The sequence below is a fragment of the Butyrivibrio sp. genome (genome assembly GCF_017940685.1).
Taxonomy (GTDB): domain Bacteria; phylum Bacillota; class Clostridia; order Lachnospirales; family Lachnospiraceae; genus Butyrivibrio.
The window spans coordinates 1-22,793 of the sequence record NZ_JAGAYD010000103.1; the positions used below are offsets into that span (position 1 = coordinate 1).

General features: G+C 43.4%; 18 protein-coding genes and 2 tRNA genes. 14 read left to right on the forward strand and 6 right to left on the reverse strand.

The window, feature by feature from the left end:
• Together J6I68_RS06375 and J6I68_RS06380 are read right to left on the reverse strand one after the other, a co-directional pair.
• Window positions 1–1,224: sensor histidine kinase (locus tag J6I68_RS06375; protein ID WP_292218654.1), on the reverse strand; the 1,224-nt coding region annotated here is incomplete at its 3' end.
• Window positions 1,225–1,237: 13 nt separating this feature from the next.
• Entirely contained in the window at window positions 1,238–1,915 is a 678-nt protein-coding gene (locus J6I68_RS06380; protein WP_292218657.1) for a response regulator transcription factor, read from the reverse strand.
• Window positions 1,916–2,009: 94 nt separating this feature from the next.
• On the opposite strand from J6I68_RS06380, the gene J6I68_RS06385 reads away from it, so the two are divergent.
• Together J6I68_RS06385 and J6I68_RS06390 are read left to right on the forward strand one after the other, a co-directional pair.
• On the forward strand, window positions 2,010–3,134 hold the full coding sequence (locus J6I68_RS06385; protein WP_292218659.1) for a DUF3810 domain-containing protein: 1,125 nt from the start codon (window positions 2,010–2,012) through the stop codon (window positions 3,132–3,134).
• Between the two features lie 28 nt (window positions 3,135–3,162).
• The gene (locus tag J6I68_RS06390) at window positions 3,163–3,915 is read left to right on the forward strand and encodes a hypothetical protein (RefSeq protein WP_292218660.1); all 753 of its coding nucleotides are present in this window, start codon (window positions 3,163–3,165) and stop codon (window positions 3,913–3,915) included.
• On the opposite strand, the gene J6I68_RS06395 is transcribed toward J6I68_RS06390, so the two are convergent.
• From J6I68_RS06395 to J6I68_RS06405, 3 genes are all read right to left on the reverse strand, one after another.
• Window positions 3,916–4,386 (reverse strand): Fur family transcriptional regulator, encoded by a 471-nt coding sequence (locus J6I68_RS06395; protein ID WP_292218661.1) that lies wholly within the window; start codon window positions 4,384–4,386, stop codon window positions 3,916–3,918.
• Window positions 4,387–4,405: 19 nt separating this feature from the next.
• Window positions 4,406–5,302 (reverse strand): putative manganese transporter, encoded by an 897-nt coding sequence (locus J6I68_RS06400; protein WP_292218663.1) that lies wholly within the window; start codon window positions 5,300–5,302, stop codon window positions 4,406–4,408.
• A 69-nt stretch (window positions 5,303–5,371) separates the two neighbouring features.
• Window positions 5,372–5,442, reverse strand: a tRNA-Gly gene (locus J6I68_RS06405).
• Between the two features lie 223 nt (window positions 5,443–5,665).
• On the opposite strand from J6I68_RS06405, the gene sufC reads away from it, so the two are divergent.
• The 5 genes from sufC to sufU are packed head-to-tail and all read left to right on the forward strand — an operon-like array spanning window position 5,666 to window position 10,689.
• Complete coding sequence (sufC, locus tag J6I68_RS06410) at window positions 5,666–6,421, forward strand: Fe-S cluster assembly ATPase SufC (RefSeq protein WP_292218665.1); 756 nt, start codon at window positions 5,666–5,668, stop codon at window positions 6,419–6,421.
• Between the two features lies 1 nt (window position 6,422).
• Window positions 6,423–7,835 carry a Fe-S cluster assembly protein SufB gene (gene sufB, locus J6I68_RS06415; RefSeq protein WP_292218668.1) on the forward strand — a complete coding sequence of 471 codons (1,413 nt, stop codon included), beginning with the start codon at window positions 6,423–6,425 and terminating at the stop codon, window positions 7,833–7,835.
• Window positions 7,836–7,849: 14 nt separating this feature from the next.
• Entirely contained in the window at window positions 7,850–9,019 is a 1,170-nt protein-coding gene (locus J6I68_RS06420; protein ID WP_292218669.1) for a SufB/SufD family protein, read from the forward strand.
• A gap of 16 nt (window positions 9,020–9,035) precedes the next feature.
• The gene (locus tag J6I68_RS06425) at window positions 9,036–10,256 is read left to right on the forward strand and encodes an aminotransferase class V-fold PLP-dependent enzyme (RefSeq protein ID WP_292218671.1); all 1,221 of its coding nucleotides are present in this window, start codon (window positions 9,036–9,038) and stop codon (window positions 10,254–10,256) included.
• Window positions 10,246–10,689, forward strand: coding sequence for a Fe-S cluster assembly sulfur transfer protein SufU (gene sufU / locus J6I68_RS06430; protein ID WP_292218673.1), 444 nt, complete (start codon window positions 10,246–10,248; stop codon window positions 10,687–10,689). Before J6I68_RS06425 ends, sufU begins: the two co-directional genes overlap by 11 nt.
• Before the next feature lie 385 nt (window positions 10,690–11,074).
• Here the strand turns inward: sufU and J6I68_RS06435 are convergent.
• Window positions 11,075–11,147: transfer RNA gene (locus J6I68_RS06435), tRNA-Lys, on the reverse strand.
• A gap of 186 nt (window positions 11,148–11,333) precedes the next feature.
• Between J6I68_RS06435 and J6I68_RS06440 the strand changes: the two genes are divergently transcribed.
• The 7 genes from J6I68_RS06440 to J6I68_RS06470 form a co-directional block, all read left to right on the forward strand.
• The gene (locus J6I68_RS06440; protein WP_292218689.1) at window positions 11,334–12,101 is read left to right on the forward strand and encodes a TatD family hydrolase; all 768 of its coding nucleotides are present in this window, start codon (window positions 11,334–11,336) and stop codon (window positions 12,099–12,101) included.
• Window positions 12,102–12,132: 31 nt separating this feature from the next.
• Window positions 12,133–12,990: a 16S rRNA (adenine(1518)-N(6)/adenine(1519)-N(6))-dimethyltransferase RsmA gene (gene rsmA, locus J6I68_RS06445; protein ID WP_292218676.1), complete on the forward strand. Its 858-nt coding sequence runs from the start codon at window positions 12,133–12,135 to the stop codon at window positions 12,988–12,990.
• A gap of 58 nt (window positions 12,991–13,048) precedes the next feature.
• On the forward strand, window positions 13,049–16,027 hold the full coding sequence (locus J6I68_RS06450; protein WP_292218679.1) for a tetratricopeptide repeat protein: 2,979 nt from the start codon (window positions 13,049–13,051) through the stop codon (window positions 16,025–16,027).
• 23 nt (window positions 16,028–16,050) lie between these two features.
• Entirely contained in the window at window positions 16,051–17,973 is a 1,923-nt protein-coding gene (gene glgB, locus J6I68_RS06455; protein WP_292218682.1) for a 1,4-alpha-glucan branching protein GlgB, read from the forward strand.
• A 69-nt stretch (window positions 17,974–18,042) separates the two neighbouring features.
• A complete protein-coding gene (locus J6I68_RS06460; RefSeq protein ID WP_292218684.1) occupies window positions 18,043–21,138 on the forward strand; it encodes a DUF6240 domain-containing protein in 3,096 nt (1,031 codons plus the stop codon).
• Window positions 21,139–21,166: 28 nt separating this feature from the next.
• Entirely contained in the window at window positions 21,167–22,354 is a 1,188-nt protein-coding gene (locus J6I68_RS06465) for a flagellin N-terminal helical domain-containing protein (protein ID WP_292218686.1), read from the forward strand.
• Window positions 22,355–22,392: 38 nt separating this feature from the next.
• On the forward strand, window positions 22,393–22,793 hold a 401-nt coding region (locus tag J6I68_RS06470), incomplete at its 3' end, for a flagellar export chaperone FliS (RefSeq protein WP_292218688.1).

The window sequence follows — 22,793 nt, forward strand, 5'->3', positions numbered from 1 at the left end:
AATGGCGCGGGCTACTGAAAGCCCTATTCCGTAGCCGCCACTCTCGCGGCTTCTTGATGAATCGGCTCTGTAGAAGCGGTCAAAGAGACGGTCAAGATTTCCTTCAGGAATAGCATCACAGGTATTGGAAACTTCAAGAATGATGTTCTTGTCTTTAGACAGCAGTACGTGGATGCTTCCATTTTCAGAGGAATACTTCATGGCATTATCAAGAAGTAGTGATGACAGCTGCATAATTGCGTTTTTATCACCTGTTATGTGTATGCCATCTTCGATATCTACCTGATACTTTTTGTTTTTTGACTCTGCAATGGCTTCAAAGGATTCAGAAGTTTCTTTTACTGAAGCACTCATATCAAAATCAGAATACACAACATGCATGCGCTCCTCGTCCATGCGGGAAAGGGTAAGCAGGTTCTTGACCAGGGAATTCATACGTTTTACCTGGTTTTTTATGCTGCCAGTCCACTCACTTTTCCCGCTTTCAAGCTCAAGGACGTCCACATTTGCTGATATGACAGCAAGGGGAGTTTTTAGCTCGTGACCGGCATCAGTGATGAATCTTTTTTGTTTTTCCAAAGATTCAACAACTGGAGCAACTGCCTGACCTGAGAAAAGAAATACCAGTATGAACATGGCAATTAGAGCAAAGGCGCCAATTAAAAGTGACTGACCAAGGAGCTTATAGACGTTTATGATCTGGGAGCTAAGGTCAGTAAAGACTATTATTCTTGAAGAATCCTCCAGATTCTTTTCTTTGTATCTGTAGGAGTGGTAAAAACCTCTCTCTTTTCCTACGGAATAAACAGCTTTTGCATATTCCTGGGCGTTCTCTTCGCTAATAAATGCCACGTGCCTGGTGTCAGTTTCTGTTACATTTCCAGAAGGATCAAATTTAACAAAGAAGTATCTGGACATATAAGGCATTTCAGCGCTTCTTGCGTTGTTAAGGCGTCCCAAAGCAAAGGGATCACCAGGGCCCCTGAAAGGATCTTTTCCGGGCTCAAAGGTTGTATCACCACTGCCTTCCTCATTATGAAATTCTTCTTTTAGCATTCCCGGGAAATATCCATTGTTGTCGCACAGGATATTTAAAAGATTGTCAGCGTCACTTACCATTTGGAAGAGATTAACAAGGTTAATGACGGCGATCATGATGACCAGGATAAGAAGGAGTGACAAAGTAGCAGTTATCACGAACTTTTTTCTTAGTTTTTTTACCATTTATGGTACCTCTTTATGAAGGAAGCTCATTTATTGAGTAGCCAACGCCTCTTGAAGCCTTTATCTCGCAGGTGGCATCAAGGCTTGTAAGCTTTTTTCTAAGGTTTGAGATGTATACCCACACAACGTTAACATCAGCTTCACCATCTGCCCAGATCCTGTCCATGAAGGAATCTACAGATATTATTCTGCCTGGTGATGTCATGAGCATTTCCATCATCTGGAACTCTCTTCCGGACAAATGAAGGCTTTCGTGACTCGGCGTTGTGAGTTCGTAGCCCGAACGGTTTAGTGTGAGATTTCCGCAGGTAAGGTTTGAGGGGGCGAAGTCCTCTTTTCTCCTTAACATGGCTCTGACTCTTGCAAGGAGTTCTCCCATGTCAAAGGGCTTTGGAAGGTAGTCGTCTGCACCAAGATCAAGCCCTTTTATCCTGTCATCCACCTCGGTCTTTGCTGTAAGAAACAGCACAGGAGTTGAAAGGCCTTTTTCTCTTATTCTTTTAAGGACCTCCATTCCGTCCATTCCAGGCATCATGATATCCAGTATTATTCCGTCGTAGTCCCCGGTAAGAGCGTAGTCCAAGGCATCAGTTCCGTTATAAACTGCATCCACTGTGTAGTTGCTGTGCTTTAGTATGGCAACCAGGGCGTTTGACAGCTCTTTTTCATCGTCAGCTAAAAGAAGCTTCATATGTGATCTCCTTGCGATATAATTGAAAGTGATTAAACTAACATTAATTTTACCAAATCAAAGGTTTAATGGCTATTACGGAAAAGTGAAGCAGATGAAACAAAAGAGATTTTTAAGGACAATAGTGGCTGCGCTCCTTGGCATGAGCGTTTTTCTAAATGTAGCAGCCTGGCTGTCCTGTAACTTTTCAGATTTTTACACAGACAGGATATTTCCAGTAATTACAAGGCCTTATGCAGAGCTTACTTCTAGAGCAGGCTTTTCTGTTGGAGAGATTCTTCTGATCGTATTTGTACTTATTCTTCTTTCGTATTTGATATATGTGCTTTTAAGATTATTTCCAGGGCTTAGAAGCCTTGGCGGCAAAAAAGAAAAAGCGCATGGACGAGGGATTCACAGCTTTATGGCAGTGTTCATGTCTTTTGTGGTGCTTCTTATGACCCTGAACTGCTTTATCCTGTACCACTGTAGTCCAATAGAAGTATCCATGAACCATAAGGACGACTACACCATAGGGGAACTGGCGCAGCTACGGGACTACATAGTAGAAAAGTGCAACGAACTTTCAGAGCAGATGCCAAGGGACGATAAGGGGAATGTTGTCTATGACGGTGATATGAGGCAGGAAGCGAGAGATTCTATGCTTGGTCTTTCGGATCAGTACGAAAGGCTTTCTGGTTTTTATACAGTGCCAAAGGATCTTAAGTTTTCAGGCTTTATGAGCCAGCAGTACATGCAGGGCTACTACTTTCCTTTTTCCATGGAGGCCAACATAAATTCCATGATGTACATCATGAATAAGCCCTTTACCATGTGCCATGAATTGTCACATACCCATGGATACATCTACGAGGATGAGGCAAACTTTTTAGGATTTCTTGGCTGCATAAAGTCAGATGATATTGTGTTTAATTACAGTGGGTATCTGGGAGTACTTGCCTACGTTAACAATGATTTTTATAACTCTGTATCTGAGGAAGAATATAAGAGCCACGTGGCCATATCAAAGAAGGTAAGGTACGACAGCCAGTTTCTTACAGATGAAGCCTGGGATGAGGTGGAAAAGAAAGCTGTGCTTGAGACTGAGACTGTGAAAAAGGCAGCAGATACATTTATTGACACAAACCTTAAGGTCAACGGAGTATCGAGCGGAAAGGCCAGTTACAGCCATGTGGTGGGGCTTCTTCTGGACTATTACAGCGAAAATCCGTATAATTAGAGCTTGTTAGAGGATTTTGGGAGGGAAAATGACCAGGAAAAAGATATTACTACCGATAATAACAGCAGCACTCATGCTGGCACTTACAGCCTGCGGGCCTTCTGATGAGAAGCTTTCTGAGGCAGAGACAGCAAGAAGTCTTCTTGTTGAGGCAAAAAACAGTGCAGAAGAGACTTACCTTGATATATCAGATGAATCCTTAAGGAGCGCTCTTGATGAGCTCTCTGAAAAAGAAGCTGGAATTGAAGCTCTTGAATTTAAAAAGATGAATGATAAGAAGATCGATGAGGTGCTTCCTGAGATAAAAGAACTTACAGACAGCTATCAGGATCTTTTAGGAAGTCTTTCGGATACTCTTAAGTCAGAGACAGAAGTTAAGGAAGAAAAAGAAAAGCACACTGAGCTTACAGTGTACTTTGTTAATAAGACCGGTCTTAATCTTACAGAGATTGTTCTTCATGATCTGACAACTGACACTAAAAGCGATAACTTCCTTGGAGACGGGGTCAGTCTTGGAAGTGGCTATACCCTTATGGGAGTATCCCTTGATATCTACAAGGATAGCAGCGAATGGGAATTTATCGTAACTGACGAAGCAGATACGGATCACATACTCCCCTGCGATGATCTAAGAACAGGCAGCAGTGACAATCAGTCTATTATATTTAAGTATGATGCTGCCACAGGAACTGGAAGCGCCACCTTTAAGGATGATCAGGCAGCAGATGAGCCTACAGAAGAAAGTAGTGAAGCTACTACGGATACTTCTTCAGATAACTGATCAGTCTGCGCTGTCCATGGAAGCCTTGCAGCTTGCGCAGTAGCCATAGATCTCCAGCTGGTGACCAGTTACCTGAAAATCAGGAATTGTTCCCTCAAGATCGTGGGCAATATCATGTAAGGGACAGGCTTTGATTGGGATCTTCACATGGCATTTAAGACATACGGCGTAGTGCTTGTGAGAGTCTCTTTTAAGCTCATAAACTGCGTTGTCCTCTGTGGATAAAATCGACTTTATTACAACTCCCGCCTTTTCAAAAGCGAGGAGGTTCCTGTATACAGTAGAAAAAGCATAGGTTTCTTTTGCGCCCTTTTTATTAAGGGCGTCAAAGATCTCAGCCGCAGATAGTGGCTGTGAGGCAGAGTAAAGGACTTTAAAGATGTCTATTCTCTGTCTCGTTTTTTTTATGGTCTCCGGATAGAACTTATCAATTACTTCATCAAATGAACTTGCGTGTATTTTGCTGTTCATGTCTTTTCCCTCTTATTTATCAGAACGCGATACCAAAAAGATCTACAAGCATACCAGCTATAGTACCAACAAGGAATAATAAAATTGCGATATTGATGTTCTCTTTTTTCTCAGAATTAACTCTAAAGAGTACCAAAAGTCCAATACCTGCGCCTACGAAAAGGCCTGACATCATAGTTCCAAGAGTGATCATCTGATCCATGTAAAGGGTTGTGATAAGAACTGATGGTGCACAGTTTGGAATAAGTCCGATAAGTCCTGCAAGTATATGGCTGATTATAGGATTGGTCTTAAGAAGAACTGCAAGGTTATCCTCTCCAACAACTTCTATTATGGCGTTAAGAACAAGTGTAAGACCCAGCACAAAAAGGAAAATGTGGAAGGTGTGGACAAATGCAGACTTGGCAATTCCAAGAAGTGAAGTGTCCTCCTCATCGTCGCAGTGGCAGTGTTCCTTTTCACAAAGCTCAGAAATGCGGACAGGATCATCGATTGCTTTTCCCTTTGCTCTGTGGTGAGCGTGAACGATAAGGTCAATGATAAAGCCGGCTACGATACCTACAAGAGCCTTAAGGGCAAGGATCTTTATCATGGTTCCTACAGGGAACTGCTCTGATATAAGAAGGGGTATCATCTCATCGGATGTTGAAAGATAGATCGCAATAAGAGTTCCCAAAGTGATAACACGACCAGCGTAGAGGTTCGAAGCTGCTGCTGAGAAACCACACTGAGGGAAGATACCGATCATACCTCCAAGAAGAGGTCCAAAGTGCTCAGTCTTTTGCACTACAGATTCTGTAAACTCTGCAGTCTTGTGCTCTAAGTATTCCATTAAAAGATAAGTGATAAACAAAAATGGCAGTATCTTTACTGAGTCGATGACTGCGTCCAGTACGATATCTAATATAAGCTCCATGGTGATCTCCTTATTTGTTGCAAATGCAAATCATTTGCATTTGGGTTTAGGGCAAAAAAATAAGCATTAAGCGGGTGATGGGAATCGAACCCACGTATCCAGCTTGGAAGGCTGGTGTTCTACCATTGAACTACACCCGCAGGGTGCTGACAAGATGTTATTTTACTTAACTTTGTGTGGTATGTCAAGGGCTTTTATGTTAAACTTTTCTTTGGCTTTTTGCAAAAGGTGAATTGCCAGAAAAAGAGCCAATTGACAATAGAAAGTAGCGGTGCTATCATTTTCCTACCAAGTTGCTAGGAAAACATGGCAGCGCTCGTTTACGTATTTACTTAATTGTTTTTATAGAGAAAGGAATTAAAAATGTCAGAGCAGTCTTTATTACAGGTTAAGGATTTATCAGTTTCTATTGATAACGAATTACCTATTCTTAATAACATCAATCTGGATATCAAGCCAGGTGAGACCCATGTACTTATGGGACCTAACGGAGCAGGCAAGTCAACTCTTGGCTTTTCTCTTATGGGAAACCCACACTACTGCGTAACTGGTGGACAGATTCTTTTTGATGGTCAGGATATCACAAATCTTTCTGCAGACAAAAGAGCTAAAGCCGGAATGTTCTTATCATTCCAGAACCCATACGAAGTACCAGGTATCTCAATGGGAAGCTTTATCAGAAACGCATATCACGCTCAGACTGGTGCTCCAGTAAAGCTCCTTCAGTTCCAGAAGTCCCTTAAGGCTGCTATGGAACTTCTTTCTATGGATGAGTCTTATGCAGACAGAGACCTCAACGTTGGATTTTCAGGCGGTGAGAAGAAGAAAGCTGAGATACTTCAGCTCCTTATGATGAATCCTAAGTTTGCAATCCTTGATGAGACAGACTCAGGACTTGATGTTGACGCTGTCCGCACAGTATCAAAGGGTATTGAGGAGTATCAGAAAAAGAAGGACGGAGCTCTTCTTATTATCACTCACAGCACCAAGATCTTAGAGTCACTTCACGTTGACTACACACACGTACTGGTAAAGGGCAGCATTGTCCACACTGGAGGCGCAGCGTTAGTTGACGAGATCAACGAGAACGGATTTGAGAGATTTATAAAAGAGGATTAACATGAGCGACAACAAGCAGATTGTGGCAGATATTGACCACAGCTTATATGATTTTAAAGATATAGAAAATGAAAAAGACTTCTACAGAATGGAAGAAGGTCTTACTGAAGAAACTGTTCTTAAGGTTTCTGAGGAAAAGAATGATCCTGAATGGATGAGAGATTTTAGGCTTGAGTGTTTAAAGCTCTACAACGAGATCAAAATGCCAAACTGGGGCCCAAGTATTGAAGGCCTTGATATGGACAAGATTTCTTCCTATGTAAGACATAAGTCTGATATGAAGGGAAAGTGGGAAGATGTTCCTGAGGATATCAAGAACACTTTCGAAAAACTGGGAATCCCTCAGGCTGAGAGAGAATCTCTTGCAGGCGTTGGTGCCCAGTACGACTCAGAGCTTGTATATCACAACGTAAAAGATGAGGTAGCAGCCCAGGGCGTAATCTATACAGATCTTGAGAGCGCTCTTAGAAGTGAATATGCAGACATGATCAAATCTCACTTCATGAAGCTCGTACCTCCAACAGACCACAAATTTGCAGCACTTCATGGCGCTGTATGGTCTGGCGGATCCTTTGTATATGTACCAAAGAACGTCAAGGTTGAGATCCCGCTTCAGTCTTACTTCAGACTTAATGCGGCCGGAGCAGGTCAGTTCGAGCATACACTTATCATAGTAGATGAGGGTGCAGATCTTCACTTTATCGAAGGATGCTCTGCTCCTAAATATAACGTTGCCAACCTTCATGCTGGCTGCGTTGAGCTTTATGTTGGAAAAAATGCCAGACTTCGTTATTCAACGATCGAGAACTGGTCCAAGAATATGTACAACCTAAACACCAAGAGGGCTCTTGTTGAGGAGAACGGGATCATGGAGTGGGTTTCAGGCTCTTTTGGCTCCCACACATCTTACCTGTATCCTATGACTATCCTTAAGGGTGATAATTCCAAGATGGAGTTTACAGGTATCACGTTTGCTGGTAAGGGCCAGAACCTTGATACTGGTGCCAAGGTGGTACATCAGGGTGAGAGGACATCTTCAGTTATCAATACCAAGTCTATTTCCAAGGACGGTGGTATCGGTACCTACAGAAGTAGCGTAACTATACAGAGTACAGCTAAAAAAGCTAAGGCTTCTATTTCCTGTGACTCACTGATGCTCGACAGTATTTCAAGAGCAGACACAATTCCTGGAATGGACATAAGGACCAATGATGCAGATGTGGGACACGAGGCCAAGATCGGCAGGATCAGTGATGAAGCTATTTTCTATTTGATGAGCAGGGGAATCAGTGAAGAGGATGCCAAGGCAATGATCGTCAGCGGCTTTGCAAATCCTGTATCCAAGGAACTGCCATTGGAATACGCAGTAGAGATGAATAACCTGATCAAGCTCGAGATGAGCGGAAACGGCTGATAAGAGGACAGATGATGAGTAAGGATTTAAATATGAAAGTCAATGTTCTGCCAGTTACCACTTACAATTTTCTTCATGTAAATGACGGCAGACTTGAGATAAAAGACATTGAACTAAAAAATAAGGCTATTTCAAGTAAGAAAGAAGTTCCTTCTGGAGTTACCCTCAAGGAAAATGTTTCATTTGATGAGGCAGGAGAGATATTCAGGGCAAATAAAGACAGGATCCTTTCTTTAAAAGAAGAGATGGTAAGCCCAAACTGCGAGACTGCTAAAAGGGATGAGGCTCAGCCCATAAGAACCGGTATGGGAGCTGATGTGGATGCGCTCTTTTTGGAAAATGGTGGAACCTGTGATGTTTATACAGTAGATGAAAATGCCAAAGTTACAGAGCCAATCGTACTTCGTCAGGATCTTGAGGATGGCTTTACAGGTATTGCAGGTCAGGTCATTCATGCAAAAAAAGGATCAGAAGTTACAGTTATCCTGGCATATAATTCTGAGCGCAGCGCATCTGGATTTTTGGGCGTCAGCACAAGACTTCTTGCAGAGGAAGATGCCACAATAAATCTTGTTAAGGTCCAGCTTCTTGGAGATGGTTATGTTCACTTTGATGATATTGGCGGAGCATGTCTTAAGGGCGGTAAGATCAACCTGACAGCTCTCGAGCTTGGCGGAAAAGAGGTATTTAACGGAGCATATGTAAACCTCTCCGAAAAAGAGTCCGCTTTTTACAGTAATCTTGGTTACCTCTCAAGAGATGACCACAGTCTTGATATGAACTATGTGGCAGATCAGAGGGGCAAAAAGACTGATGCTTCTATGCAGTTTAAGGGCGTTCTTATGGGAACAGCGAAAAAGACCCTTAGAGGAACTCTTGATTTTAAGACTGGAAGTTCAGGATCTGTTGGAGATGAGCAGGAGGATGCGCTTCTTTTATCAGAAGATGTGATCAACCGCACTATGCCAGTTATCCTGTGCCAGGAAGAGGACGTTGAAGGAAGACACGGCGCTACAATTGGCCAGCTTGGAGAGGATATTCTATTCTATATGCAGACAAGAGGCATTGACGAGGAAGAGGCTAAGAGGATCATGATAAAGGCTCGTCTTGAAAGCGTGGCAAGGCTTATTCCTGACGAGGAGATCAAACAGCTGGTAATATACTATGTTCAGCAGATTGTATGACAGGTAAGGAGAACTTATGAAGACACCTTTGGAGTGCCGTAAGGATTTTGATATCTTAAAATCCGGAGAGTACGTTTATTTTGATAATGCAGCTACAAGCCAAAGACCAAGGCAGGTTTTGGAGGCTGTTTCTGAGTTTTATAAAACAACAAACGCCAATCCATTAAGGGGCTTGTACGATTGGAGCATGGGTGCTACAGAGCGCTATGAAGGCGCAAGGAAGACCGTAGCTGCTTTTATTGGTGCCAAGACTCCGGAAGAGATCATTTTCACAAGAAATACCACAGAATCAATAAACCTTGTTGCATACAGCTATGGTCTTGATAATGTAAAAGAAGGCGATGAGATCGTCATTACAGTAATGGAGCACCACAGCAATATGCTTCCATGGCAGATGGTAGCAAAGAAAAACAAGGCAAAGCTCATTTACCTTGAGCCTGATGAGGAAGGTGTTATATCCAGAGAAGAGTACACCTCCAAGATCACAGATAAGACCAGGATCGTGGCTGTTGGTCACGTTTCAAATGTTATGGGCGTTACCAATCCGGTAAAAGAGATTACTGAATATGCCCATTCCAAAGGGGCGATTGTAGTAGTAGATGGCGCCCAGTCTGCTCCACACATGAAGGTGGATGTGCAGGATATAGGTTGTGACTTTTTTGCCTTCTCTGGCCACAAGATGTTAGCACCTATGGGAATTGGGGCTTTATATGGCAGAAAAGAGCTTCTTGAGAACATGCAGCCATTTCTTACTGGCGGCGAGATGATTGAGTACGTAACAAGAGAAGATGCAACCTACGCCGAACTTCCGCACAAGTTTGAAGCAGGTACAGTAAACGCTGGTGACGCAGTTGGACTTGAAGCTGCAATCAAATATATAGAAGAAATAGGATTTGAGGCTATTGAAAAGCAGGAGCAGAAGCTCACAGCTCTTTTGATGGAAGGACTTGCAAAACTCCCTTATATCAAGGTATATGGCTCCAAGGACCCTAATAAGCACTGCGGTATTGTAACATTTACAATGGATGGCGTTCATCCACACGATCTTTCATCAGTTCTTAACGATGACAAGGTCTGCATCAGAGCAGGACATCACTGTGCTCAGCCTCTTATGCAGTTTATTGGAGCTGGTTCCACAGCAAGAGCAAGTGTGTACTTTTATAATACCGAAGAAGAGGTTAAAATATTCTTGGACAAGCTTTCAAAAGTCAGGGAGGTAATGGGCTATGGAGCTTAAGCAGTTATACAGAGAAATAGTAAACGAACACAATCTTCATCCGGTACACAAAAAAGCTATAGAGTCTCCTGATCTTGTAATGAGAGGCGTTAATCCAAGCTGTGGAGATGACATTACACTTAGCCTTAAGATTGCAGATGGTGTTATTACAGACGCTGGTTATGAGGGATCTGGATGCGCTATATCACAGGCATCTGTTGATATGATGGTGGACCAGATCATTGGAAAAAATAAGGAAGAAGCTATTAAGCTTGCTGGAACCTTTATGGGAATGATAAAGGGAGAGATCACTGATGAGGAGAGTCTGGAGGCCCTTGATGAGGCAGCAGCTCTTCAGGATGTGGCTCATATGCCTGCAAGAGTTAAGTGTGCGGTGCTGGGATGGCATACAATGCAGGAGATGCTGGAGCACCCAGAGGCATGCGAAAAGTAATATGCGCGTTAAAGTGAACCATGCGAATTAAAAAGACAGGTAGCAGTGGGAGCTTGCTCACAACTGTTACCTGTTTTTTTAATTCATACGGCGAACGCCGCGACAACGAGGAATAAGCGTAAGCGTTTCCGAGTCTGTCGGCAGGGTTCACTTAGAGCAGCGCCACTCGAAACGCCATGCGTGAACCACGCAATATTCGAAATCCATAAATGGATTCCTCATTTACGCGGCGTTCGCCGCATAAATTAAAAGAGATACCAAAATACCCTTAGATGTGCCAGCACCTCACGGGCATTTTGGTATCTCTTTTATATTGCGTGGCTCACTTTAACGCGAAAAAAAGTACCATCCCCGTAGGATATACCCACGAAAACAGTACTCGGCGTGCACCGCCAGGGTCTCGAACCCTGGACAACCTGATTAAGAGTCAGGTGCTCTACCAACTGAGCTAGCGGTGCATTCGTTATTTAGAAGCTTGCGCTGTCTTAACGACAAGTGATATCTTACTACGGCATGAAGAATAATGCAAGCACTTTTTTAAAATTTTTTCAATTTTTTTTAAAACCATTGTTTCTATGCGTTTTCACAGGGGATTATTTATGGTAAATTATATGGGGAACAATGAGGAAATAAGAGGATTTCACATGATTTTTGACACTCATGCTCATTATGATGATGAGCAGTTTGATATAGACAGAGACAGCCTCCTTTTGTCCATGAAGGAGAATGGAATTGGAACTATTGTAAATATTGGTGCTAATCTGGCATCGTCTAAGACTACACTTGAGCTTGCCCATAAATATGACTTCATTTACGGGGCGGTTGGAGTTCACCCCAGTGACAGCGCTGAGCTAAGTGATGACAATTTTGACAGGATCAGGCAGATGTCCGCAGATGAAAAGTGTGTTGCCATAGGAGAGATCGGACTTGACTACTACTGGCCAGAGCCAGATCACGAGATACAAAAAAAGTGGTTTGTAAGACAGCTTGATCTTGCCAGGGAAGTTAAGCTTCCTGTTGTTATTCACTCAAGGGACGCAGCAGCAGATACAGTTCAGATCCTTAAGGACAATAATGCCGGCGATATAGGAGGAGTGGTACACTGCTTTTCTTATTCCAAGGAAGTGGCCATAGAGTGCGTCAAGATGGGATTTTACATTGGAGTTGGCGGAGTACTTACCTTTAAGAATGGCAAAAAGATGAAGGAAGTGGTATCTGAGATACCAATCGAGAAGATCATCTTAGAGACAGATTGTCCCTACCTTGCGCCAGAGCCAAACAGAGGAAAGCGCAACAGCTCTTTAAATCTTCCATATGTTGTAAAGGCCATGGCGGAGATAAAGGGCATAAGTGAAGAGGAAGTAATTGATATAACAGAGCGTAATGCAAGGGATATGTACAGGCTTGGTTAAAGCTCTTTTCACATAACAGAATGGAGAAAATATGGCGTATTTAGGAAATGCGGCCCGCACCAAGGAGGTGCTGGCTAAATACAACATGAGTGCCAAAAAGAAGTTTGGACAAAACTTCCTTATAGATAGTCACGTTCTTGAGGGCATTGTTGAGGCAGCAGGCGTTACAGATGATGACCTTGTACTTGAGATAGGACCTGGAATAGGAAGCCTTACTCAGTACCTGGCAGAAGCGGCGGGGAAGGTTGTTGCAGTTGAAATAGATAAGACTCTTTTGCCTGTGCTTGCAGATACATTGTCTGAATATGACAACGTGACGGTGATAAATGAGGACATCCTTAAGGTGGATCTGGATGAGATAGTTTCGGAAAACGGCGGAAGGCCCATTAAGGTAGTAGCTAATCTTCCATACTATATCACTACACCAATAATCATGAAGCTCTTCGAGAGCAGGGCCAGGATCGAGAGCATAACAGTCATGGTACAAAAAGAAGTTGCGGACAGAATGGCAGCAGGACCTGGTGGTAAGGACTACGGCTCACTTTCACTGGCAGTTGGATACTATGCCAAGGCTGTGACAGTAATGGATGTTCCACCAAGCAGCTTTATACCGCAGCCAAATGTGGGGTCTGCTGTGGTGAACCTGTCAAGGTACACTGAGCCAAGAGTCAAGGTCCAGGATGAAAAGAGATTATTTGAGATAGTGAGAACTGCCTTCAACCAGAGAAGGAAAACGCTGTCCAATTCTCTTTCAAATAACCCGTCTCTCGGGGTTTCAAGGCAGGAAGTTGCTGACGCATTTCTAAAAATGGGAGTAGATGAAAAAGCAAGGGGAGAAATACTTACTCTGGAGCAGTTTGCAGAGCTTTCAGATATTTTACAAAGATAAAGCCCTATGTTAAACTAGCACTAGATATAGTATTTGATGCACCAAAGAGGAGTATATTTTGGATAAGGTCGAGTATAAGATCAGGGCTGATGAAATAAAAGCTTTGATTGGGGAAGGCAGATATGCCGACGCGGTAAAAATAGCAGATACCATAGACTGGAAGAGGGTCAGGAACGTTTCGACCCTTTGTACCATCAGTGATCTGTATAAGATAAACAGACGACTTCAGGAGAGTAGGGATATTCTCCTTATGGCCTATGACAGGCATCCAACTGGAAGGCCTATAGTTTACTCACTGTGCGAGCTTGCCATCAAGATGGGTGAGTTTGTTCAGGCTGTGGAGTATTACAAGGAATTCGTAAGGATCGCACCAAGGGATACAGGCAGATATATCCTTCAGTACAAGCTCTACGAAGCTCAGGAAGTCAGCCTCGAGGAGAGGATAGCAGTACTTGAGGAGCTTAAAAAGCATGACTACCAGGAGAAGTGGGCTTACGAGCTGGCTTACCTCTATCACAGAGTAGGACTTACTACAGAGTGTATTGAGGAATGTGATGAGATATTCCTGTGGTTTGGCGAGGGCAGATATGTCATGAAGGCGCTGGAGCTCAAGGCACTACATGAACCCCTTTCACCTGAACAGCAGGACAGATATATCAGATACAAGCAGAGCCACGGCGGAATAGTGGATCCATCCATCATCGCTGAGAAGGACGCAGTGGGCAAGGATGAGACCAGAACTGTTGAGATCAAGCAGCCCACAAAAGAGATGCCTCCTATAACAGACTCAGTCATTGAGGCCTATGCAAACGGACAGGCTACGGATGAGGAAGATCTTGGACAGACAAGGGAATTTGTACCAGGTGAAGTTTCTTTTGCTGTAAATAATACAGAAGATCAGGCTGAGGCAGAGCAGGAAGAGCCTGCAGAGAGGGACTTTGATGAGATTGTTTACCCTCACATAAGCGAGATAAAAGAGCCTTCTGTTGATGTAAGTACATATAACACTATAAACCTTCAGGAATCACTGGCGCAGAGCCTTAGGGAAGTTATCGGAGATGAGGCCTTTGCAGGGAATCAGGAGACTGAGAAGGCGCAGCCAGAAGAAGTGCAGGGCGGCGCAGTGCAGCCTATCACTGAAGAGATATTTGAGGATACAGGAGAAATACCTGATGACACTGTGATCCAGGATGAAGAATATCCTCAGGAAGAGGAGCTTTTACCAGAAGAGGATTCTCAGGAGGAAGAGCCAGCTGCAGAGCCTGTTGGAATGCAGGAAGTATTCTTTGACACCGACCCTAAGATGGGCATCGAGATAAAGTATGGCGGAAATGGTCCTATCCTTGGAGAGGAGAAAAAGCCAGAGGCAGAAGCTGTAGAGGAGGCCGATTCTGATGAAGAACCTGTTTCCAATGAAGAAGAGGCTTTAGAAAAAGAGCCTGCTCCCGTAACTAGCTCTTTTGCCTATGAAGAAAAACCTCTTGAGGATGAGGTGCCTGGAGCTGTCATTCATCCAAATGCCAACTATCAGATGCACAGTCACTTTGAGAATATGCTTTCCCAGGAGTATGACGGACAGATTTCTCTTGCAGTGGAGCCAGAGCCTGAGGTTGAGAAGCAGATCACAGGTCAGATCAGCATTGCAGAGTATCTTGATAACTGGGAACAGTTTAAGAAGGACCAGCAGCAGAAGCAGCTTGAGAGAGTTAAGAAGAGAGTAGCTGATGAGACCGGGGATATGTTTGCGGACTTCGACGAGAAGACCAAGGCTGGCCTCCAGGAAAAGATAGAAAAAGCTATAAATGACGCCATCAAGAAGGAAAGCTATGAGAAGGCGTCAGGAAGAGGCAACTGGAACGTCAAGAGAGAAGACGTCATAAATGCAGCAGTTGCTGAAGTAATCGAGAACGAGAATATTGAAGAGCCAGAAGAACTTCCTGAAGATGAGGAAATGGAAGCTTCAGAGGTCGCTGAGGATACATCAGTAAATGAACTTCCTTCTGATAATGAACAGGAAGTAGAAGAGGCTACGGAAGAAATGGCAGAACCTGCTGACGAAGAGCAGGAAGAGGCTAAAGAAGCAGAAGAGCCAAAAGAAACTGAAGAAGCAAAACCTCAGGAAGATAAAAAAGAGGCTTCTATGACTGAAGAATCTGAGTCTGATGAGGACGAAGAGGATGAGGACGATGAAGAGCCTAAGGCAGAAGCTCCGGTTCAAAAGAAGGAGCCAGCCAAGAAGCCTTCAGGTAAAAAGCATATCGGAAACAGAGAGCTTGAGGAGCGCGTAAGAACCATGACTCCTGAGGAGAAGGAGCTCTTTGGACCATATATCCACCACAAGAAGTCAAGACGCCAGATCATCAACGCCATCGACAACCTGAGCATGGATCCATTCTCTGGAAATGCCATTGTCACTGGAGAAGAAGGCGCAGGAACTGTAAATCTTGCCAAGGGTCTCATAAAAGCCATGCAGGCTTCAGACTCCAACTTTAGTGGTAAGGTAGCCAAGATAACAGCCAATACTCTGAATAAAAAGAGTACAGCCAGTATCTTTGACAAGCTGGCAAATGGTGCACTTATCATTCAGAGGGCAGCAGACCTTACTCAGGAGACTGTAAGCGAGCTACTTAAGATCTTGCAGGAGGAAAACAAGGGACTTGTTCTTGTAATGGAAGATACCAAGGAAGATATGGACAGATTCCTTGATAAGAACCCTTCTCTTAAGCAGAGCTTCAACGTAAGAGTTGATATTGAGGCACTGGACGACGATTCACTGGTAGCATATGCAAGGCAATATGCCCTTGAAAAAGAATACGCCATCGATAACCTTGGAATCCTGGCACTTCACACAAGGATCTCCGAGAGACAGACTCTTGACCACGATGTAACAGTATCTGAGGTAAAAGACATTGTGGATGATGCTATTTATTATGCTGAAAAGAGATCAGTGGCTCATTTTGTAGATGTATTAGTTCACAAAAGATACGACGAAAATGATATGATTATATTAAGAGAAAAAGACTTTATGCATGATTAAAATTTCTTAACGCAGGGGGCAACATGGATCATAAGGTATTTATTTCTGAAGACGACGAGTATCTATTCGGTCAGGGAACGCACTACGATATATATGAGAAACTTGGCGCACATCCATCAGAAGAAAAGGGAAAGAAGGGATTTTTCTTCGCTGTATGGGCACCAAATGCAGCGGATGTTCACGTGGTTGGAGACTTCAACGGATGGGATGAGAATGCCCATCAGATGAAGAGGACCAAGACAGGCAACATCTGGACGCTTTTCATTCCTGGAGTTGGGATCGGAGTACTTTATAAGTTCCTTATAACAACTCAGGACGGAAGAAAGCTCTACAAGGCAGATCCTTATGCCAATTTTGCTGAGCTTCGCCCGGGCAATGCTTCAAGGACAACAGATCTTTCCGGATTTAAGTGGACTGACAGCAAGTGGTATGACAATTTAAAGGGCAAGGATGTACAGAAGCTTCCTATAGCTATTTATGAGTGTCATATCGGATCATGGATGAAACATCCTGATGGAACTGAAGACGGTTTTTATACCTACAGGCAGTTCGCAGACAGGATTGTTGAGTATTTAAAAGAAATGAAATACACCCACATTGAGCTCATCGGAATTGCTGAGCATCCTTTTGATGGCTCTTGGGGATACCAGGTTACAGGTTATTATGCGCCTACTTCAAGATATGGAGAGCCTACAGATTTCATGTATCTTGTTAACAAGCTCCATAAAAATGGTATCGGCGTTATTCTTGACTGGGTACCAGCTCACTTCTGCCCGGACGAGTTTGGTCTTGCAACCTTTGATGGAACATGTATCTATGAGCATCCAGACCCAAGAAAGGGTGAGCACCCAGACTGGGGAACAAGGATCTTTAACCTGGAAAAGCCGGAAGTTAAGAACTTCCTTATTGCCAATGCTCTTTACTGGATCCGCAAGTTCCACATTGACGGTCTTAGGGTTGATGCTGTGGCATCAATGCTCTACCTTGACTATGGCAAGAAGGATGGTCAGTGGGTACCTAATAAATATGGTGACAACAAGAACCTTGACGCCATCGAGTTCTTTAAGCACTTTAACAGCGTTGTAAGAGGAACATATCCAGAAATCCTTACTATTGCTGAAGAGTCAACTGCATGGCCTAAGGTAACTGCAAGACCTGAGGACGGCGGACTTGGTTTCACCTTTAAGTGGAACATGGGATGGATGCATGACTTCTGCGAGTACATGAAGCTGGATCCATACTTCAGGCAGGGCGCTCATTACATGATGACCTTTGCCATGAGCTACAATGACTCAGAGAACTACATTCTGCCTTTATCCCACGATGAGGTGGTACACCTTAAGTGTTCCATGGTAGAAAAAATGCCTGGCTACAAGGTAGATAAGTACGCTAACCTCCGTGCTGGCTATACATATATGTTTGGCCACTCCGGCAAAAAGCTCCTGTTCATGGGACAGGACTTTGGTCAGGAGAGAGAATGGAGCGAAAAGAGAGAGCTTGACTGGTTCCTTCTTGATAATGACCTTAATAAAGGCATGAAGGCCTATGTCGGGAATCTTCTGGAGATCTACAGAAAATATCCTGCCCTTCACGAAGTTGATAATGACTGGGGCGGATTTGAATGGATCAACGCAGACGACAAGGGAAGGAGCACCTATAGCTTCTACAGAAGAGCGTCCAGCGGAAAAGACAATATACTATTTGTACTTAATATGACTCCTGTTGAGAGAAAGGGATTCATGGTAGGAGTTCCATTTGATGGAACCTACACCCACATTCTTGACAGTGCTGAAGAGAGATTTGGAGGACCAGGCAGCAATATTCCTCCTAAGATCAAAGCTATTAAAGGGCTTTGTGACTACAAGGATTACAGCATAACCTTTGACCTTCCACCCTATGGAGCAGAGGTATTTGTATTCCAGACTCCCAAGCTAAAGAAAAAATAAACACGTGCCGAAATAGAAGGTGATGGATATGATCCGTTACCTTCTTTTTTTATTTTGATGAGGAGTAAGATGAACATTAACTTTCAGAATATCTCAGGCCAGAAGGCCAGTCAGGATCAGATTCTTCTTAGCACGGAAGCGAAAGAAAGGTCGGTTTCAGGTTCCTACGGAAAAAACACAATTTCAGGAAGCAGCTATGCTCTTGATATAGACGCAACAGGCTTTACCAACAATGCCTATGCGCAGCATCAAAGAAGCATAGATGATATAAGTCAGATGGCAGAGAACAAGGATGTTTTCTCTGAGCATAATTTCATGGCCCTTATGGCAAACACCATGTCTGAAGAGGACTATAATAGGGCACTTGAGGATGGTTTTGATCTTAAGGATCTAAATAGCAAAGATGCTGTGACGATCGTTGATAAGATCAAGAGTGTTCTTCTTGAATCGGGCGAAGTGGTTGCTGGATACAATGATGATCTTTCAATTGATAAGTTAAAAAAGATCACTGGAAGCGATGCTCTGGCCAATGCTCTCAAAGACAGTTTCCATGAGAAAGATATTCCCATAACAGCAGAAAATGCAAAGGCAGCAACGCTTGCCTATGAGCAGATTGCAGACATTGGTGAACTTGGCGATGCTGCAGTTAAGTTTATGGTGCTCAACAATATGAAGCCCACCATCGAAAACATATACTTTGCAGCTCACAGCACAAATGGGCAGAACGTTACAGGAAATGGCTTTTATGCCCAGGAAGCAGGCGGATATTTTGCCCAGAAGGCAGAAGAAATAGATGAGAGCGCTTTAGAGCCTCAGATTGAGAAGATCATCGAGGAAGCAGGACTTGATCCAAAGGATAAGGGTCTTAAGGAAAGCTCTCTGTGGATGGTTTCTCAGGGAATTCCTCTTACAGGACCAAACCTTGAGCAGGTAAGAACAATAAAGAGCCTTAAACTGCCTGTATCCGAAGAAGATGCCATGAAGGCAGCAGCTTCTGCTATAGCTGATGGGAAAAAAGCTATCAAGGGAGATGTTTTTGATCCAAGCTCCAACATGGAGAAGGCAGCAGAGATCAAAGATGCTGTAGATAACATAAGTGATGATGACATAAAGGATGTAGTAGCTTCCGGCAGAGAAATAACCATCAGAAACCTTACAAGTAATTTCTCCATAAGCTATGCTTCCGTTTCGGAAAATGATGAAAGACTTGTAACAGCAAGGCTTCAGCTTGAGCAGGTAAGGCTGCAGATGACAGTAGAAGCTAATAAGCACCTTCTGGACAGCGGTTTTTCTATTGATACAGCGCCTATGGAAGAGCTCATTGAAAGGCTTAAGGGCATTCTTTCAAGGGATGGCGAGGAAGTAACAGGCAAAGCCATCGATGAGATAACCAATGTGACACCTTCAAATATGGGCTATGCTTTCAGAATGACCATAAGCAGAGTGTCACTTATAGCAAATGGTCCTGCAGATATCGTGGGATCAATGGCTGATGACCTGAAAGAAGCCTCACTTTTCAAAATAAGCCAGGTATCTGAAAATGCCACAATGAAATTCAGGCAGGCAGGCGAAGGCTATGAGAAGCTTATGACTGCCCCGAGAGCAGATCTTGGTGACAGTATCAAAAAAGCTTTCAGAAATGTAGATGATATCCTGGGGGACCTTGATCAGGAAGCCACTGACGAAAACAGAAGAGCAGTAAGGATCCTTGGTTACAACAGGATGGAGATAAATGAAGAGAACTTTGAAAAGGTAAGGAGCTGGGATGCAAAGCTTCAGAGCACAATAGACAGGCTTAAACCCGGCGCTGTATTTGACCTTATAAGACAGGGAAAGAACCCTCTTTCAATGACAATTGATGAGTTGTCACAAAACCTTGATCAGAATTCACAGTCTTCAGAGAATGAAAAAGGAAAGAGCGAAGAAAGATACGCAAAGTTTTTATTTAAGCTTGAGCACAAAGGTGAGATCACCAAGGAGGAAAAAGCTTCTTTCATTGGAATCTACAGACTTTTCCACACCTTAAAGGCCACTGATTATCAGGCAATTGGATCACTTCTTAAGACAGATCAGGAGATGACTATAGGAAACCTTCTTGGTGCCACAAGAAATCAGAAAGCGTCAAGACGGGGAATGGACTACAAGGTTGATGATGACTTCGGAGGTCTTTCAGTAAAAGAAAAAGACTATTCTCCAAGGATTGATGATCAGATATCAGCCGCATTCAGATATTACAGGTCCAAGGCTGAAACGGTTTATGAAAACCTTGAACCTGAAAAGCTTATGCAGACCAATATAACGGATAAGACTCTTTTACCAGAGCTTGCTGATGACCTTAAGAGAGCCGATATAGACAAGGAACTTGAGAGGGAGTTTGCAAGGAGCGAGCTTGAACAGATAAGACAGACTGTTTCTCTTAAGTCAGCAGAGCCCACAGCAAAAGAAATGACTCAGACTGGTATTGAGCTTACTTACAACAATCTTGAGGCGTTTATTGAAGAAAAGAGAGACAGAAGGACTGGAAATATCTGGAAAAAGACTGAGGATATGGAAGAAAGGGAGCTTTTAAAAGAATCTCTTTCTGAAGATGATTATCAGGATAACTATGTAAAGATTTTGGAGAGAGTGTCCGATAATTTATCTAGAGAGCTACTTAGTAGTGATGACACATATATTGATGTCAGAGCAATAGCTCTTTTACAAAAACAGATCTCTGTAATGACAAAAGGTGCAGAGAGAAACAGCTATGAAGTGCCAGTTGAGATCGACGGAGAAGTGGTTTCAATGAATGTGACACTTGCTAGCGACGATACAAAAAGGTCAAGGATGGACGCCAGTGTTCTGACAGACGAGTACGGACAGCTGAATTTAAGCCTCTTCGTAGAAGAGGAAAGCATCCGGGGAATGCTCACAACCACCAATGGAAAGAACCAGTGGGAATCAGAATATCTGGAGAATGTAAGAACCAGATTGTGCGAGAGAATTTCAGAAAAGCTAGAAGGCGTTATCGTAAGCGCTGAAAACATAGCGATCATCTACAACGCACAAGCAGGGCCTGCCTTAGCAGGTGTGGTTTCAAGAAATGCCATGGAAGGCGAAAATGCAGTGCAGACAGACACAAAAACACTTTTAACTATGGCAAAAGCCTTTATTGAGGCTTTGTGATCACACATGAAGAAGAAATGAGGTAGGCATGAAAGTAAACTATAACGTATCTGCGATGATAGCAAATAACGCTCTTCAGAAGAATGACAAGCTTCTTTCTGAGTCCCTGGGAAGGCTTTCCAGCGGTCTAAAGATTGCAAACGCCAAGGACAATCCTTCAGGCCTTGCAATGTCCAGAAGAATGAATTCACAGATCGAAGGTCTTGGAGTTGCTAATGACACCTCTAATGATGCGATTTCAATTGTACAGGTGGCAGACGGAAGTCTGTCTGAGATCCATGAGGTTCTTCAGAGAATGAGCGAGCTGGCTATCAAGTCCAGTAACGGAACTCTTACTGACAGCGACAGGGAGGCAATACAGGAAGAAGTTACTCTTTTAAAGCAGGAAATCGAAAGAATGGCAAAGACCACTCAGTTCAATGGTCAGAATATTCTGGATGGTTCTTTTGATCTTCGCGGATATGCAACTGTAGGAAACAGCCCGGCGACAGCAGTTACAGACCCTAACATCAGCGTGCTTACTTATTCAGATACTGTTGGAGCAGGAACCTACCAGATAACAGGAATCGACGTTAAGTACTTAAATCTTACAGGCTCAACAGGAGTAGACAAGAAGGGTATCTTCTTCGAAGAGGGAACTGAAGCAAATATCAAGATCCAGAAGATCTACGAAGATGGAACAACTGAGGACTACATGACAAATGGCATGCAGGCCACCATTAACGAAGACATATTATCACTAAAAGACAATACAGGAAAAGAGATAAAGATCCAGATAGACGAAGCCTTCAGCGGAACTCTGAATCTGGAGCTCACAGGAAAGGGTGCCATGACAATGCAGGTAGGCGCCAACGAGGGACAGACTCTTGATATCAGAATTCCTAAGATATCTCTTTCTACCCTTGGACTTTACAACCTTGATCTTGCCAATGAGGTTGGTGCAAGGGAAGGTATTGAGAGCCTCAAGAACGCCATCGTTCAGGTCAGCAGCATCAGATCAAATCTTGGTGCTTATCAGAACAGACTTGAGCACACAGTAAGCAACCTTGATATAACAGTTGAGAATATGACAGCAGCCTACTCAAGGATCATGGATGTAGATATGGCTGAGGAGATGACAACCTATTCAACACAGCAGGTTCTCTCCCAGGCAGGAATCTCCATGATGGCTCAGGCCAATGAAAGACCTTCACAGGTACTTCAGCTTCTTCAGTAAGAAACTATTTACCAGGCTTTTACATATAGGAGTAGACTATGACCCTTGAAAAGAAACAGGAATTTACCCTTAAGATAACACAGGCAAATAAGACTCAGCTCATAACAATACTGTATGAGATGGTGATCGATTATCTCGAGGAGAGTATAGATGAATTTGCAGTGGGCCAGAGAGGCGATGCGGAAAAGAGCATTATGCACGCCCAGCACTGCATCGATGAGCTTATCCATTCCCTTAATATGGAGTATGAGCTTGCCAGAAACCTTCACAAGATCTACATTTTCTCTAAGACAGAGCTGGCGGTTGCCTCAGCAACCGGAAACATCCACAGGGTATGGAAGGTTAAAAAGAACTTTGAAAAGCTTCATGAGGCTTATGTAGAACTTGAAAAGTATGATACTTCAGAGGTTCTTATGGGCAACACCCAGAAGGTTTATGC